The following is a 14,657-nucleotide window of genomic DNA, read 5'->3' as shown; positions in this document are numbered from 1 at the left end:
CGTGGATGCCCGGCACAAGGCCGGGCATGACGAATGGATAGGCCTTGCCCCGCAGCTTCGACACGCCCCTCCCGATCGACGCCGTGCTCGACGACCTCTCGCGCACGCTGGAGGTGCATAACGCCGCTGTGCTGGTGGCGCCGCCCGGCGCAGGCAAGACCACGCGGGTGCCGCTGGCGCTGCTGGATGCGCCCTGGGCCGCGGGCAAGAAGATCATCGTGCTGGAGCCGCGGCGTATCGCTGCCCGGGCGAGTGCCGAGCGCATGGCCAAGTCGCTTGGCGAGCGCGCCGGCGAAACCGTCGGCTACCGCGTCCGCTTCGGCTCGAAGATCTCGCGCGCGACGCGCATCGAGGTGGTGACCGAGGGGATCTTCACCCGCCAGATCCTCGACGATCCCGAGCTCTCCGGCATCGCGGCCGTCCTGTTCGACGAATTCCACGAGCGCTCGCTCGATGCCGACATGGGCCTCGCGCTGGCGCGCGACGCGCAAACCGGCCTGCGCGAGGATCTGCGCATCCTCGTGATGTCGGCAACGCTCGACGGCGCGCGCGTGGCAAAGCTGCTCGGGGAAGCGCCCGTTGTCGAGAGCGAGGGCCGCGCCTTTCCGGTCGAGACGCGCTATCTCGGCCGCAAGGCGGATGCGCCGGTCGAGCGGCAGATGGCGGATGCGATCGCGTCCGCGCTGCGCGCCGACAGCGGTTCGGTGCTGGCGTTCCTGCCCGGCGCCGCCGAAATCCGCCGCACCCAGAATTTCCTCAGCGAGCGCGTCCAGGATGCCAGCATCGAGATCGTGCCGTTGTTCGGCGCGCTCGACGCTGCCGTGCAGGACCGCGCGATCGCGCCCGCGCCGAAGGGCACGCGCAAGGTGGTGCTGGCGACCTCGATCGCGGAGACCTCGCTCACCATCGAGGGCGTGCGCATCGTGGTCGATTCCGGTCTCGCCCGCGTGCCGCGCTACGAGCCCGACATCGGGCTGACCCGGCTCGAGACCGTGCGCGCTGCGCGTGCGGCGGTGGACCAGCGCCGCGGCCGCGCCGGCCGCACCGAGCCCGGCGTCTGCTACCGGCTCTGGGATGAGCCGCAGACGGCCTCGCTTGCGCCCTACACCCAGCCGGAAATCCTCAGCGCCGACCTCTCCTCGCTGGTGCTCGACCTCGCGCAATGGGGCGTCGCCGATCCTTCGGCGTTGTCATTCCTCGATCCGCCGCCGCTGCCCGCCTGGAAAGAGGCGAAAAGCCTTCTCTCCGAGCTCAACGCGCTTGATGGCGACGGCCGCATCACCGCCGAAGGCAAAAGCCTGCGCGCGCTGGCGCTGCCGCCGCGGCTGGCGCGCATGATCGTGGATTCGCATCGCGTGGGCAGCGGCGAAGCCGCCGCCGAGATCGCGGCCATCATCACCGAGCGCGGGCTCGGCGGCGACAGCGTCGATCTCGAGTACCGGCGCGACCAGTTCCGCCGCGATCGCTCGCCGCGCGCCGCGAGCGCGCGCGATCTCGCGCGGCGCTGGGCTTCGCAGGTGGCGGCGTCGGAGAAGGCCGCAACCGGACAGGACGATCTCTCGACCGGCCTGATGCTCGCCTACGCCTTCCCGGACCGTGTCGCGCGCAACCGCGGCAATGGCACCTTCGTGCTCGCCAATGGTCGCGGCGCCGCGGTGGAGCAGACCTCGTCGCTCGCCCGCGCGCCCTACATCGCGATCGGCGAGATGACGGGCACGGCGGCGAGCGGCCGCGTTCTGCTGGCAGCGCCGATCGGCGAGGACGACATCGAGCGGCATTTCGCCGAGCATATCGAGACCGTCGACGAGATCTCCTTCGATCGTGGCGCGATGGCGCTGCGCGCGCGGCGCAAGCGCGCGCTGCATGCGATCACACTGTCGGAGGCAACACTCGCGGTGTCGCCTTCGGAGGACACCGCGCGCATCTTAGCAGATGGGCTGATTGCCGCAGGTCTCGACCGGTTGCCCTGGTCGAAGGCCGCAAAGCAGTGGCGCGACCGCGTGATGTTTCTGCGCAAGGCCGAGGGCGACAGCTGGCCCGATTTGTCCGACGACGGACTGATCGCGCGGCGCGACGACTGGCTGGTGCCGGCGCTCTACGACAAGATCGCACTCAAAGACATCTCGGCCGGCGATCTGTCCGACGCGCTGATGGCGCTGCTGCCCTGGGAGATGCGCGCAAGGCTCGATCGCGAGGCGCCGACGCATTTCGAGGCGCCGACCGGCAGCGTGCTCGCGATCGACTACGAGGCCGAGCAGGGGCCGACTATCGCGGTGCGGCTCCAGGAATTGTTCGGGCTCAACACCCATCCGTCGATCGCCGCCGGCAAGGTGCCGCTGGTGCTGGAATTGCTGTCGCCGGCGCAGCGCCCTGTGCAGGTGACGCGCGACCTCCCCGGTTTCTGGCGCGGCAGCTACGCCGCGGTACGCTCCGACCTGCGCGGCCGCTACCCGCGCCATCCCTGGCCGGAGGATCCGGCGAGCGCGCTGCCGACCCGGCGGGTCAAGCCGCGCGGGACGTGAACCGCAAGTAGACCCTCATGGTGAGGAGCGCGGAACGCGCGTCTCGAACCATGCAGGCCCAACTTTCGCCCGCGGCCATCCTTCGAGACGCCCGCCGTTGGCGGGCTCCTCAGGATGAGGATCTGTCGTACTGGCGACACTGCGCCATTAACCCTCCGCTCATCCTTTTCGTCAAAATAGCGGCGCTCTGACCGCAGCGTCGCTCGCGGCCAGACGTGTCGCGTGGTGAAATCGAGCTTTCCGGCTCGGAAGTGGTGTGATGGGTAACATAATGATCCTCGCGGCCATCATGATCGGCCTCGGCACGTTCATGGCGCAGATGGCGGACAGGATGAGTTCCGCCTCCGCGACGTCAGCGCCGCGCACGACGATCACGGTTGCTGCGACGGCGCCGGCCGGTGGGCGCAGCCTCGCCATCTCCCGCGATGGCCGTGGCCATTTTCAGGCCGAAGGCCGCATCGACGGCCAACGGATCGGCTTCATGATCGACACCGGCGCCTCCGTGGTCGCGCTGAACGAGAGCTCGGCCGCCCGCTTTGGCCTCCGTCCCTCGCGCGGCGAGTACAACGCCACCGTCTCGACCGCCAACGGCACCATCAAGGCGGCGCGCACGCGCATCGCCATGCTCGAGGTCGGCGGCCTCGTCGTGCGCGACGTCGACGCCATGGTGCTGCCGGACGAGGCTCTGTCGGAGAACCTGCTCGGCCTCTCCTTCCTGTCCCGCCTCAAGCGCTTCGAATACGCCAACGGCCAGATGGTGCTGGAGCAGTAAGCCGCCTCAAAGGCGCTCACCGCGCCGACGAACGGTCGTTCGCACGGATTTTTTCAGGACGGCATTGGCGGAAGTCTCGCGCCGGGCCGCGTTTTCCCGTTACCAAACTGCCGCAATTATAAGCCATAAGCTGCCATTCCCGCCTTCCGCTGCGGCCCGGCATTCGCTAAGGCTGCATCAATTCCCGCCATTTTCACGAGACCGTCTCAATGTTCCCCAAGCCGAAATCCGTCTTGTTGCCCAACACCTATGCCTTCGAATCCGAGCCGATGGTGAAGGCCACGGGTTTTCGCGAATACGACGCGCGCTGGTTGTTCCAGAAGGAAATCAACCTGATGGGAATCCAGGCGCTCGGCATGGGGCTGGGCGCGCTGATTGCGGAGCTCGGCGTCAAGCAGGAGATCGTCACCGGCCATGATTTCCGCGGCTATTCGGCCTCGATCAAATATGCGCTGATTTCCGGCCTGATGGCTGCGGGCTGCAAGGTGCACGATATCGGGCTCGCGGTGACGCCGATGGCCTATTTCGCGCAGTTCGATCTCGACGTGCCCTGCTGCGCCATGGTCACGGCCTCGCACAACGACAACGGCTGGACCGGCGTGAAGATGGGCGCCAACCGCCCGCTGACCTTCGGCCCCGACGAGATGACGCGGCTGAAGGAGATCGTGCTCAACGCCGAATTCAAGAACAAGGCCGGCGGCTCCTACCAGTTCCACGAGAATTATCCGGCGCGCTATATCGCCGATCTCACCGGCCGTCCGAAGCTGACCCGCAAGCTCAAGGTCGTCGCCGCCTGCGGCAACGGCACTGCCGGCGCGTTCGCGCCGCAGGTGCTGGAGGCGATCGGCTGCGAGGTGATCCCGCTCGACACCGAGCTCGACCACACCTTCCCGAAATACAATCCGAATCCGGAAGACATGGAAATGCTGCACGCGATCCGCGACGCGGTGCTGCATCACAAGGCCGATGTCGGTCTCGGCTTCGACGGTGACGGCGATCGCTGCGGCGTCGTCGACAACACCGGCGAGGAAATCTTTGCCGACAAGGTCGGCGTGATGCTCGCCCGCGACATGTCGGCGATCCACAAGGATGCGCATTTCATCGTCGACGTGAAGTCGACCGGTCTGTTTGTCACCGATCCCGTGCTGCAGAAGCAGGGCGCCAAGGTCGCCTATTGGAAGACCGGCCATTCCTACATGAAGCGCCGCACCCACGAGACGGGTGCGCTCGCGGGCTTCGAGAAGTCCGGCCACTTCTTCTTCAACAAGCCGTATGGACGCGGCTACGACGACGGCCTGGTGTCGGCACTCGCGATCTGCGACATGCTCGACCGCGCGCCGGGCAAGTCGATGGCCGATCTGAAGAACGCGCTGCCGAAAACCTGGTCGTCGCCGACCATGTCACCGCATTGCGCCGACGAGACCAAATACGGCGTCATCGACCAGGTGGTGAAGCATTTTGAAGGCTTGCAGGCCAAGGGCGCCAAGATCGGCGGCCAGGCGATCCGCGATCTCGTCACCGTCAACGGCGTACGCGTCACGGTCGAGGACGGCAGCTGGGGCCTGGTGCGCGCGTCCTCCAACAAGCCCGAGCTCGTCGTCGTGGTCGAGAGCCCGGTCTCCGAGCAGCGCATGCACGACATGTTCGAGATGGTGAACAGCGTGCTCCGCACGCATCCCGAAGTCGGCGCGTACAATCAGACGATTTGAGGGGCATCAGGGAGCACAACCCGCGCCGCAAATCTCCGCTGTCATGCCCCGGCTTGACCGGGGCATCCAGTACGCCGCAGCTTCTCCGTATCCAATCGCCGCCTCTGGAATACTGGATCGCCCGGTCAAGGCCGGGCGATGACAGCTTCCTTGTGGTGAGACCTGAGAACTAAGCCTCTAAGCCGCCACCACCGCCGGGATCGGCAGCGCGGTGACCGACTTGATCTTCTCCATCGCGAAGCGCGAGGTGACGTTCTTCAGCGGCACGGCGCTGATCAGCTTCTTGTAGAACACGTCATAGGCCTGCATGTCGGCGACCACGACGCGCAGCATGTAGTCGACGTCGCCGGCCATGCGGTAAAATTCCATCACCTCGGGCATGGCACTCACGGCCTCGGCGAACTTCTTCAGCCAGGCGTCCGAATGGTCGGCGCTCTCGACTGACACGAATACGGAGATGCCGAGCCCGATCTTGTTCTGGTCGACCAGGGCGACGCGCTTCAGGATCACGCCGTCGGCCTCGAGGCGCTGGATGCGCTTCCAGCAGGGGGTCGAGGACAGCCCGACGCGGTCGCCGATCTCGGCGACGGAGAGGGACGCATCCTCCTGGAGCACCATCAGAATCTTGCGGTCGATGGCATCGAGGCGGCGGCTGGTCTCGGGGAGTTGCACGGCGAGGTCAGTCATTTGAAGAACTTTGTTCCATTTCAGGGGCTGATTTCCCTGATATAGAGAAAATCTTTCCACGGCAAGCCTATAATCTCGGCGTAACAGTGGAACTTCTCTAGAGCCTGCCTCGTAAAAGCTCTTCAACTTCAACGCGTTGTGGGGCGGCCATGCCGCCACCGTGGCGGGTGCATTTCAGCGCTGCGGCGGCCGCGGCGAATCGCAGCGCCTCCCGCACCTCCGCGCCCTCGGCGAGGCCAAGCGTGAAGGCGCCATGGAAAACGTCGCCGGCCCCGAGCGTATCGACCGCCTGAACCGGGAAGGCCGGGGTCTCCTCCAGCTTGCCCGCCTCGTTCAGCCAGATCGTGCCGCGCGGGCCGCGCGTGGCGGCGAGAAGGGCCGGCGTCAGCCCTGCCAGGCGCTTCAATGCCTCGCCGTCATCGGCGACACCGGCCGTCTCCTGCACCTGGTCGCTGGCGAACAGCACGTGCGAGGCGGCCGTGAGCAGGCCGTCCTGCAACGACATCGCGCGATCGACGCCGACGATGACAGGAATGCCGCGCCGTCGCGCCTCGGCGCAGAGATCGATACAAAGGGCGCCGCAGCGGCTCTCGACGAGGACCGCCCGGCAATCGGCGAGCAGCGCGTCACCGTCCGGCAGCTTCACGCTCCACAGGCCGGGATCGCGATAGATCGTCAGCGTCCGCTCGCCCGAGGGCTCGATCAGGATCGCGGAGACCGGCGTGGTCAGGCCGGGCACGCGCACCACGTGCGTCGTGTCGATGCCTTCACTGGCCATCTGTTCGAGAATGAAGCCGCTCGACGCTTCCCGTGCATCGCCCATCGGTCCTGCGAAGGAGACCCGGCCACCGAGCCGCGCGATGGCGATCGCAGCATTGAGCGCGTTGCCGCCGCAGATCTCGGCGAGATGCGTGGCGTTGGCCTTGCTGCCGCGCGCGGGCACGGCCTCGACGCGAAAGGTGAGGTCGCGCACGGGAATGCCGATGCAAAGGATGTGCGGCGCGGTCCCTGATATGGCCACCGGCGGCCCCAGCTTACGCGCCGGTCTTGTCGTGCACCCAGCGGCCGAGCAGGTGGTGGGCGATCGCGAACGGATGCGGGCCGGCGAGCCCGTCCGGATGCGTCCGCGTCAGCATCAGCGCGGCCTCCTCGCGGGTGAACCAGCGCGCGTCCTCCAGCTCGGAATGATCGACGACGACGTCCTCGTTGAGCGCCCGCGCGCTGCAGCCGATCATCAGCGACGATGGATAGGGCCAGGGCTGCGTCATGTAATACTGCACGTCGGTGCAGCGGATTCCGGATTCTTCGAGGATTTCCCGGCGTACCGCGTCCTCGATGGTCTCGGCGGCCTCGACGAAGCCGGCGAGACAGGAATACATCCCCGGCGGGAACTGCTTCTGGCGGCCGAGCAGGCACTTCTCGCCGGAGGCGACCAGCATGATCACGACGGGATCGGTGCGCGGAAAGTGCTCGGCCTTGCAAGCAGGGCACTCGCGCTTCCAGCCGCCTTCCTTCACCGCGCTCCGCGTGCCGCAATTGGCGCAATAGCCGTGGCGCTGATGCCAGCTCACCATCGACTTCGCCATCGCGATCGCCGAGAGCTCGCCGGGCGGAATCGCGCCCTGCATCGCCATGCCGCGCAGCTCGGTGACGGTGTAGTCCTCGCGGCCGATCAGCTTCTCGGCCGCCGCCTGCGACATCCCCATGCCGAACACCGCGGCGCCGTCGCGCAGGCCTAAGAAGATCGTGCCGGGGTTGGCGCCGCATTTCAGCGCCTCGTCTACTCCCAGCAGCGCGCGCGCCTTGTCGCCCTCGCGCTTCACCAGCAGCGAGTCGCGGTAGACGACATAGGCGCGCGACAATGGCTTCTGCTCCATCGCGAACAGCTTTTCGTCGTCGCGGCGCAGATGCGCGGCGCGATCGAGGACGTTGGTGACGAAGGCCGGCTGTCCCAGCGGAAACGAGTCGAATGCTGACATTTCTTGTTCTCAACCCAACCAGATCTTGCGGCGAAGCGCGCTGATGAAAGTCTGCACCTCGGTGGCGTCATGCGCCAAGGGCTTCATCACGCCCCAGACCGGCCGCGGCCATGCAGCGTCGCTGGTCCGGCGTGCGATGATGTGGACGTGAAGCTGCGGCACGAGGTTGCCGAGCGCGGCGACATTGAGCTTGTCGCATTTGGTGATCTCTTTCAGCGCGCGCGAGACGCGGGAGATCTCCGTCATGAGTTGCGCCTGCTCCACCTCGTCGAGATCGATGATCTCGACCGCATCGGGTCGCCGCGGCACCAGCAGCAGCCAGGGATAATGCGCGTCCTTGATGACCAGGACCTTCGAGAGCGGCAGGTCGCCGATGTCGATGGTGTCCTCTTTCAGGCGGGAGTGCAGCGACCAGGCGGGTTCAGACATATGCGTTTCCGGATGGCCCGATGGGGGCGGGCTTGTTTGGCCGGACCATACGATACGGAGTTAGCTAGGGGAAGGTTAGGGACCGCGGGGGCGGCATGCTCCGCTGTCGTCCCGGGGCGCGCAAAGCGCGAGCCCGGGACCCATAACCACAGAGAGAAGTTTGGCGAAGATGCGTGGTGACCAGCTCGCGCGACAACCCCTCCCTGTGGTTATGGATTCCGGGCTCGCGCTACGCGCGCCCCGGAATGACGAACTCACGCCTCCGCAAGCACCCGCGCATTGGCGCGGACGGAGGCCTCGCTGACGCGGATCCCGAGGCCCGGGCCGTCGGGCACCACGACATGGCCGGCGCGGTTGGCAACGCGCTCTTCCAGCACGTCCTCGGTCAGCACGTGATGCGGCATGTAGAATTCGCAGCCGAGCGAGATGCCCGGCGTTGCCGCGATCAGCTGCGTCCCGGCGGCAAGCCCGATGCCGCCCTCCCACAGCGTGCCGCCATAGCCGGGCAGGCCGGCGATGTCGGCGATCGCCATGATCGCCTGCGCCTCGAACAGGCCGCCGGCTTTCATCAGCTTGATCGAGACGGCATCGGCGGCTTCGCGGCGCACCACCTCCATCATGTCGCGGCGGTCGAAGCAGCTTTCGTCGGCGAGAACGGGTGTTTCCAGCGCCGCGGTGAGCTGCGCCATCACGTCGAGATATTTGCGCGGCACCGGCTGCTCGATGAAGGTCGGTGCGAATTCCTCGATGTCGCGCAAAATCTTGATCGCGCCGAACGGCGCCAGCGCCTGGTTGTAATCGACGCGCAGATCGACCTTGTCGCCGAATTCCTTGCGGATCGCTTCGAGATGATCGAGATCCTCGCGATGCGGCTTCACGCCGGTCTTGACCTTGTAGATGACGTTGCCGTCCGGAACCATTTTTCGCATGCGTTCGAGATCGGCGGCGAAATCGGGATCGGCGATGGAGAAGGAGAGGGGAATCGTGTCGCGCACGCGGCCGCCGAGCAGGTCGGCGACCGACAATCCCGACGACTTGCCGACGATGTCGAGCAGCGCCATCTCGATCGCGACCTTGGCCTCGGCATGACCGACCAGCGCGCGGTCGAGCTCGGTCATCAGCGCGCGGATGCGGCGCACGGGTTTGCCGAGCACGATCGGCCGCAGATAGATGTCGAGCGCGGAGAAGGCCGCTTCCGGCGTCCCCGTGAACACTTCCCACGGTGCCGCCTCGCCCCAGCCGATCACGCCGTCGCTCGCGGTGAGCTCGATCAGCACGCGCTTCACCGTGCCCTTGACGTTGCCGACGCCTTGGAGGCGCGCCATCTTGATCGGGCTCTCGATCAGGAACAGCCTGATGCGTTCGACGGTTGCTTCGGTCATGTCAGGCCTCCATTGACGTGCCAGACCTGGCCGGTGACGTAGGACGCCTTCGGTGATGCCAGGAAGGCGATGATCTCGGCCACTTCTTCCGGCCGCCCGCGGCGGCGCATCGGGATCAGCGCCTCGGTGGTGGCGATCTGCTCGGGCGAGAGCCGGCTCTCGCTCGGCTTGTCCTTGATGATGAGGCCGGGTGACACAGCATTGACGGTGATGCCGTCTTTTGCGAGCTCGATCGCGGTGAGACGCACCAGCGCTTCGAGCGCGGAGCGGCTTGCCGCCGTTGCGGCAAAGGGTGCGAATTCCGGCCGGATCGCATGCGCGACGAAAGAGGACACCGCCACGATCCGCGTATCGCGCCCGGCACGCAGCAGCGGCAGCGCGGCGTCGACCAGCCGCGTGAACGCCAGCGCCGATTCGTCCATCGCCTGCCGGAACTGATCCGCCGGCGTGCCGATCGCGCTGCCGCGGCGGGCATGACCGCCGACCAGGATCAATCCGTCGAGCCGTCCGAAAACGCGTTGCGCGGCGGCGACGGCGTCGGTAACGGCTGCTTCCTCGGCGAGATCGCCGAGGCATTTTGCGACGGCGGCGCCTTTCGCTTCGGCTTCGGCCGCGGCGGCATCGAGACCTTCCGCGTTCGAGCGGGTGTGGAGCAGCAGCGCGGTGCCGGGGGCCGCGAGCAGTTTTGCGGTGGCGCGGCCGATGCCGCTGGCGGCACCGGTAACGAGATAGGCGCGATCGATATCAGGCATCACGGTGCTACGTTGGCCGGCGGCAACGCGCCGGTGCGGTGGAAATGGCTGAGGAAGGCGCGCGTCGCGGCTTCCTGCGGATTGTCGATCACCTGCCGCGCCGGACCTTCCTCGACCACGACGCCGTCGCGCATGAAGATGAGGCGGTCGGCGACCTCGCGGGCGAAGGCGATCTCATGGGTCACGATCACCATGGTCATGCCTTCCGAGGCCAGCCGCTGCATGACGGCGAGCACCTCGCCGACGAGCTCGGGATCGAGCGCCGAGGTGGCCTCGTCGAACAGCATCACGTCCGGCTCCATCGCGAGCGCACGTGCGATCGCGACGCGCTGCTTCTGCCCGCCGGACAGCGTCGCCGGATATTGGTCGGCCTTCTCCGCAAGGCCCACCTTGGCAAGCTGCGCGCGCGCGAGCTTCTCGGCGTCCGCCCTGGCCATGCGGCGCACCGTGACGGGCCCCTCCATGACGTTCTGAAGCGTCGTCATGTGCGGGAACAAATTGAAATGCTGGAACACCATGCCGGTGGTGGTGCGGAATTTGGCGAGTGTCTTCACGTCCGGAAGCTTGGCGCCTTCGCCGAATTGGAAGCTTGTGTCGCCGACGCGGACGCTGCCGCCGTCGGGCACGACCAGCAGATTGATGCAGCGGAGCAGTGTCGACTTGCCGGAGCCGGATGGGCCGATCAGCGCCACCACGCCCCCCTTGGCCACGTCGAGGCTGATGTTCTTCAGAACCTCGTTGCTGCCAAAGCTCTTGCGAAGGCTGCGGATCTCGATCTTCGAAGTGTTCCTGGATGGCTCGCTCATTCGCTGACCGCCAGTCGCTTCTCGCCGCGGCGGACGATGATGGTCAAGGGAATCAGGATCGCCGCATAGGCGACCGCGACCGCGGTGTAGGTCTCGAGCGGCCGGTAGCTGTCATGGGCGGCGACCTGGCTCTGGTAGACGAGGTCGGGCACGGCGAGCACCGAAACCAGCGAGGTGTTCTTGAACTGGATGATCGACTGGTTCATCAGCGCCGGGATCATGCGCTTGATCGCTTGCGGAAGCACGATGCGCCGCATGCTCTGTCCCGGCGTCATGCCGAGCGCGGCGCCGGCTTCCGACTGGCCTTTGTCGATCGAGATGATGCCGCCGCGGATGATCTCGGAATAGAACGAGCCGCCATAGAGCGAGAGTGCGAGCGCCGAGGCCGTGATCGGCGTCATCTCGACGCCGGCCAGGATCGGCAGCGCGTAATAGAACCAGATCAGCTGCACCAGGATCGGCGTGCAGCGGAACGCCTCGATGAAGGTGAGGGCGAGGAGACGCACCGCCTTGAAGCGCGACAGGCTGCCGAACGCGCCGAACAGGCCGAAGACGAGACCGAGCACGACGATGACCACGGTGAAGCCGACGGTGACGCCGAGCCCGTTGAGAAAGAGCCAGCGATAGCTCCAGAGGATGCCGAAGTCCCACTGATACATGCGTGCGTTACTTTTACCCGATGTCAGTTCAGAAACTTGTCGTCATGCCCGGGCGTAGCCGTCCGAAGGACGGCGTCGCTTCCGCTCGCCTATGTCCCGGGCATCCACGTTCTTGGTGCCGCGAGTCAGGCGTGGATGGCCGGGACAAGCCCGGCCATGACGGTGTGGATACTTCAGGCGCTCATCACCTACAGCGAAACGCCCGGCGGAATGTCCGCTTCGGTCACGCCCACCAGCTCCATGTTGGTGATGATCGCGTTGCGGATGAAGCCGAGGCCCTTGTTGAAGTCGATCCAGGTGTTGACGTAGTCGCGGAAGGTCTTGTCGTTCTCGCGGCGGAAGCCGGCGTTCGACGTGGTGGCGAAGATCGGCGTCGGCAGCACGAACTGGCCGAGCGAGGGATTCTTCTTCAACACGGTCAGCGACAGCATGGTGATCAGGCACTGCGCGTCGACGCGGCCGGTTTGCAGCGCGGCGGTGGCATCGTCGGCGGTCTTCAGTCGCGAGATCTGCGCCTTCGGCGTCAGGCGGCTGACGACCTGGTCGTGCGACGAGCCCTGGTCGACGGCGATCTTGACGTCGGGCGAGTTCAGCTCGGCCCAGCTCTTCGGCTTGAAGTCCTTCTTGCAGAGGATGCCGAAGGCGTTGTTGAAGACCGGCACCGAGAAGTCGACCACCAGCGCGCGCTTCGGGGTCGGGTTGAGGCCGAAGAAGATGTCGATCTTGTTGGACTGCAGATCGAGCACCGAATTGCCCCAGGTGGTCTCGGTGATCTCGAGCTCGGCCTCCATGTCGTCGGCGAGCGCCTTGGCGATGTCGATGTAGAAGCCCTTCCACTGGCCGCTGGCGAGGTCCTTCATGTAATAGGGCGCGCCGCCGCCGACCGCGCCGATCCGCATCTTCTTGGTGCGGCGAATGCGGGCAAAGGTCGATTCGTTGGAATCCGCTGCGGTCTGCGCCACGGCCGGTGAGGCCAGCGTGGCTGCAGCCATCGCGCCAAGTCCGACAATCGATGCGACATCACGACGTGTAACCATTTTGAGGAATCGCTTTTCTGGTTGGATGAAGGTGAGTGGTTGATCTCGCGCGAAAAATTCGCCCATCAATCGGCGTCAGCCGGCTGAAAAATGCTCAGGATCGGATTTTCGCGCACCCTTTGTTTCGGTTCCGGCAGGATTTCATAGAAAGGCGCTGCCGGGCGGGCCCTGTCAAGACTCGATTGCCTCAGGGATGTGCGGGGCCTCGAAGATAGGCAGGGAGCCCATCGGCCATGACGCTTTCCGAGGCGAACGTCCGCATCTGCACTTCGCGACGATGCGCGAGGGAAGGCCCGGCGAGCGCGTCGGCTCGAGCTATTTTCGCGAGAAAATTGAGAGGTTTCGGCGGTTCGCTTTAAAAATGCGAACGGCGCCCTGTCGGCGCCGTTCGCCGAAGACGGCGAGAGGTCGGTGCGGATCGACCGACCCTATTCCGCGGCCTTTTCCGTTCCCTTGGCACGAACGGTCGCGAGGCGCGTCAGCGCGTCGCGGACGCCCGCGCCATAGGCGGGATCGGCCTTGGTGCAATTGGCGATGTGCCGTTCCTGGATCGCGATGGCCGCCGCTCCGACGGCGCGCGCCGTGTTGTCGAACAAGGCCTGCCGCTGGGCTGCGTTCATCTTGCGAAAGAGGTCGCCGGGCTGCCGATAGTGATCGTCGTCGATGCGGTGATCCCAATGTGCGGCTGCACCATCGATCTCGAGCGGCGGCTCGTTGAGATCGGGCTGGTCCGTCCACTCGCCACGGCTGTTCGGGAAATAGGTCGGCGTCCTCCCGAGATTGCCGTCGGTCCGCATTGCGCCATCGCGATGGTAGCTGTGATACGGGCATTTCGGCGCGTTGACCGGGATCAGATGATGGTTGACGCCGAGGCGATAGCGCGCCGCGTCCCCGTAGGAGAACAGCCTCGCCTGCAGCATCTTGTCGGGCGAGAAGCCGATGCCCGGAACGACGTGGGCCGGCGAGAAGGAGGCCTGTTCGACCTCGGCGAAGACGTTTTCCGGATTGCGGTTCAGCTCGAAATAGCCGACCTCGATCAGCGGGAAGTCCGCCTTCGGCCAGATCTTGGTCAGGTCGAACGGGTTGAAGGCAAACGCCTTGGCCTGATCGTCGGTCATGATCTGCACGAACATGGTCCAGCGCGGGAAATCGCCGCATTCGATGCTCTCGAACAGGTCGCGCTGGTGAGTCTCGCGGTCCTTGCCGATGAGGGCTTCGGCCTCGGCGTCGGTCAGGTTTTCGATGCCCTGCTGCGTCCGGAAGTGAAACTTCACCCAGGTCCGCTCATTGGCGGCATTGATGAAGCTGTAGGTATGGCTGCCAAAGCCATGCATGTGCCTGAAGCTTCTGGGAAGGCCGCGCTCGCTCATCACGATGGTAACCTGGTGCAGAGCCTCCGGCAGCAACGTCCAGAAATCCCAATTGTTGTCGGCGCTGCGCATTCCGGTTCGGGGATCGCGCTTGATCGCATGATTGAGGTCGGGAAAGCGCAAGGGATCGCGGAAGAAGAACACGGGCGTGTTGTTGCCCACCATGTCCCAATTGCCTTCCTCGGTGTAGAACTTCAGCGCAAAGCCGCGGATGTCGCGTTCGGCGTCGGCTGCGCCGCGCTCGCCGGCAACGGTCGAGAACCGCGCGAACATCGGCGTCTGCTTGCCGACTTCCGAGAAGATCTTCGCCTTGGTGTATCGGGTGATGTCATTGGTCACGGTGAAGGTGCCGAAGGCGCCGGAACCCTTGGCATGCATCCGTCGCTCCGGGATCACTTCGCGATCGAAATGTGCTAGCTTCTCGATCAGCCAGACGTCTTGCAGCAGCGCGGGCCCGCGGCGGCCCGCGGTCATGATGTTGAGGTTATCGCTGACGGGCGCGCCCGTCGCATGGGTCAAACGTTTCGGCTCATCGGCCATGGGATGCTCCTGA

At 65.8% G+C, this 14,657-nt stretch carries 13 protein-coding genes; 3 read left to right on the top strand and 10 right to left on the bottom strand.

Translation table 11 applies throughout. From position 1 onward, the window contains the following. Positions 1-44 precede the first annotated feature (44 nt). The 3 genes from hrpB (at position 45) to AB7245_RS43035 (ending at position 5,003) form a co-directional block, all read left to right on the top strand. On the top strand, positions 45-2,522 hold the full coding sequence (gene hrpB / locus AB7245_RS43045) for an ATP-dependent helicase HrpB (protein WP_085398212.1): 2,478 nt from the start codon (positions 45-47) through the stop codon (positions 2,520-2,522). A gap of 259 nt (positions 2,523-2,781) precedes the next feature. Then, positions 2,782-3,294, top strand: a complete 513-nt coding sequence (locus AB7245_RS43040) for a TIGR02281 family clan AA aspartic protease (RefSeq protein WP_439035668.1) — start codon at positions 2,782-2,784, stop codon at positions 3,292-3,294. Between the two features lie 209 nt (positions 3,295-3,503). After that, complete coding sequence (locus tag AB7245_RS43035; RefSeq protein ID WP_085398210.1) at positions 3,504-5,003, top strand: phosphomannomutase/phosphoglucomutase; 1,500 nt, start codon at positions 3,504-3,506, stop codon at positions 5,001-5,003. 177 nt (positions 5,004-5,180) lie between these two features. Here the strand turns inward: AB7245_RS43035 and AB7245_RS43030 are convergent, their stop codons facing one another. From AB7245_RS43030 to AB7245_RS42985, 10 genes are all read right to left on the bottom strand, one after another. Further along, positions 5,181-5,690 (bottom strand): Lrp/AsnC family transcriptional regulator, encoded by a 510-nt coding sequence (locus AB7245_RS43030; RefSeq protein ID WP_014491365.1) that lies wholly within the window; start codon positions 5,688-5,690, stop codon positions 5,181-5,183. Between the two features lie 97 nt (positions 5,691-5,787). After that, positions 5,788-6,711 (bottom strand): sugar kinase, encoded by a 924-nt coding sequence (locus tag AB7245_RS43025; protein ID WP_085398525.1) that lies wholly within the window; start codon positions 6,709-6,711, stop codon positions 5,788-5,790. A 13-nt stretch (positions 6,712-6,724) separates the two neighbouring features. Beyond that, the gene (gene nudC / locus AB7245_RS43020) at positions 6,725-7,669 is read right to left on the bottom strand and encodes an NAD(+) diphosphatase (RefSeq protein ID WP_439035667.1); all 945 of its coding nucleotides are present in this window, start codon (positions 7,667-7,669) and stop codon (positions 6,725-6,727) included. Positions 7,670-7,678: 9 nt separating this feature from the next. Then, a complete protein-coding gene (locus tag AB7245_RS43015) occupies positions 7,679-8,098 on the bottom strand; it encodes an HIT domain-containing protein (RefSeq protein WP_085398523.1) in 420 nt (139 codons plus the stop codon). Positions 8,099-8,352: 254 nt separating this feature from the next. Further along, entirely contained in the window at positions 8,353-9,480 is a 1,128-nt protein-coding gene (locus AB7245_RS43010; RefSeq protein WP_085398522.1) for a muconate cycloisomerase family protein, read from the bottom strand. Further along, on the bottom strand, positions 9,477-10,232 hold the full coding sequence (locus AB7245_RS43005; protein ID WP_085398521.1) for an SDR family NAD(P)-dependent oxidoreductase: 756 nt from the start codon (positions 10,230-10,232) through the stop codon (positions 9,477-9,479). Before AB7245_RS43005 ends, AB7245_RS43010 begins: the two co-directional genes overlap by 4 nt. Further along, positions 10,232-11,038: an amino acid ABC transporter ATP-binding protein gene (locus AB7245_RS43000; protein WP_085398520.1), complete on the bottom strand. Its 807-nt coding sequence runs from the start codon at positions 11,036-11,038 to the stop codon at positions 10,232-10,234. Before AB7245_RS43000 ends, AB7245_RS43005 begins: the two co-directional genes overlap by 1 nt. After that, positions 11,035-11,697 (bottom strand): amino acid ABC transporter permease, encoded by a 663-nt coding sequence (locus tag AB7245_RS42995; protein WP_008131668.1) that lies wholly within the window; start codon positions 11,695-11,697, stop codon positions 11,035-11,037. The genes AB7245_RS43000 and AB7245_RS42995 overlap by 4 nt, the downstream gene beginning before the upstream one ends. Before the next feature lie 188 nt (positions 11,698-11,885). Next, the gene (locus AB7245_RS42990; protein WP_085398526.1) at positions 11,886-12,734 is read right to left on the bottom strand and encodes a transporter substrate-binding domain-containing protein; all 849 of its coding nucleotides are present in this window, start codon (positions 12,732-12,734) and stop codon (positions 11,886-11,888) included. 428 nt (positions 12,735-13,162) lie between these two features. After that, positions 13,163-14,644 carry a catalase gene (locus tag AB7245_RS42985; protein ID WP_354080258.1) on the bottom strand — a complete coding sequence of 494 codons (1,482 nt, stop codon included), beginning with the start codon at positions 14,642-14,644 and terminating at the stop codon, positions 13,163-13,165. Positions 14,645-14,657: the final 13 nt, after the last annotated feature.

Origin of the sequence: Bradyrhizobium sp. 604_D8_N2_3, assembly GCF_051810765.1 — a bacterium.
GTDB classification, from domain to species: Bacteria; Pseudomonadota; Alphaproteobacteria; order Rhizobiales; family Xanthobacteraceae; genus Bradyrhizobium; species Bradyrhizobium barranii.
This window is presented reverse-complemented; position numbering and strand designations above follow the sequence as displayed.

Excerpts from the sequence above, each read along its gene's own strand:
- AB7245_RS43005 (WP_085398521.1), bottom strand. The coding sequence starts at position 10,232 with ATGCCTGATATCGATCGCGCCTATCTCGTTACCGGTGCCGCCAGCGGC.
- AB7245_RS43000 (WP_085398520.1), bottom strand. The coding sequence starts at position 11,038 with ATGAGCGAGCCATCCAGGAACACTTCGAAGATCGAGATCCGCAGCCTT.
- AB7245_RS43030 (WP_014491365.1), bottom strand. The coding sequence starts at position 5,690 with ATGACTGACCTCGCCGTGCAACTCCCCGAGACCAGCCGCCGCCTCGAT.
- AB7245_RS43035 (WP_085398210.1), top strand. The coding sequence starts at position 3,504 with ATGTTCCCCAAGCCGAAATCCGTCTTGTTGCCCAACACCTATGCCTTC.
- AB7245_RS42985 (WP_354080258.1), bottom strand. The coding sequence starts at position 14,644 with ATGGCCGATGAGCCGAAACGTTTGACCCATGCGACGGGCGCGCCCGTC.
- AB7245_RS43015 (WP_085398523.1), bottom strand. The coding sequence starts at position 8,098 with ATGTCTGAACCCGCCTGGTCGCTGCACTCCCGCCTGAAAGAGGACACC.
- AB7245_RS43010 (WP_085398522.1), bottom strand. The coding sequence starts at position 9,480 with ATGACCGAAGCAACCGTCGAACGCATCAGGCTGTTCCTGATCGAGAGC.
- AB7245_RS42995 (WP_008131668.1), bottom strand. The coding sequence starts at position 11,697 with ATGTATCAGTGGGACTTCGGCATCCTCTGGAGCTATCGCTGGCTCTTT.
- AB7245_RS43040 (WP_439035668.1), top strand. The coding sequence starts at position 2,782 with ATGGGTAACATAATGATCCTCGCGGCCATCATGATCGGCCTCGGCACG.
- nudC (WP_439035667.1), bottom strand. The coding sequence starts at position 7,669 with ATGTCAGCATTCGACTCGTTTCCGCTGGGACAGCCGGCCTTCGTCACC.
- AB7245_RS42990 (WP_085398526.1), bottom strand. The coding sequence starts at position 12,734 with ATGGTTACACGTCGTGATGTCGCATCGATTGTCGGACTTGGCGCGATG.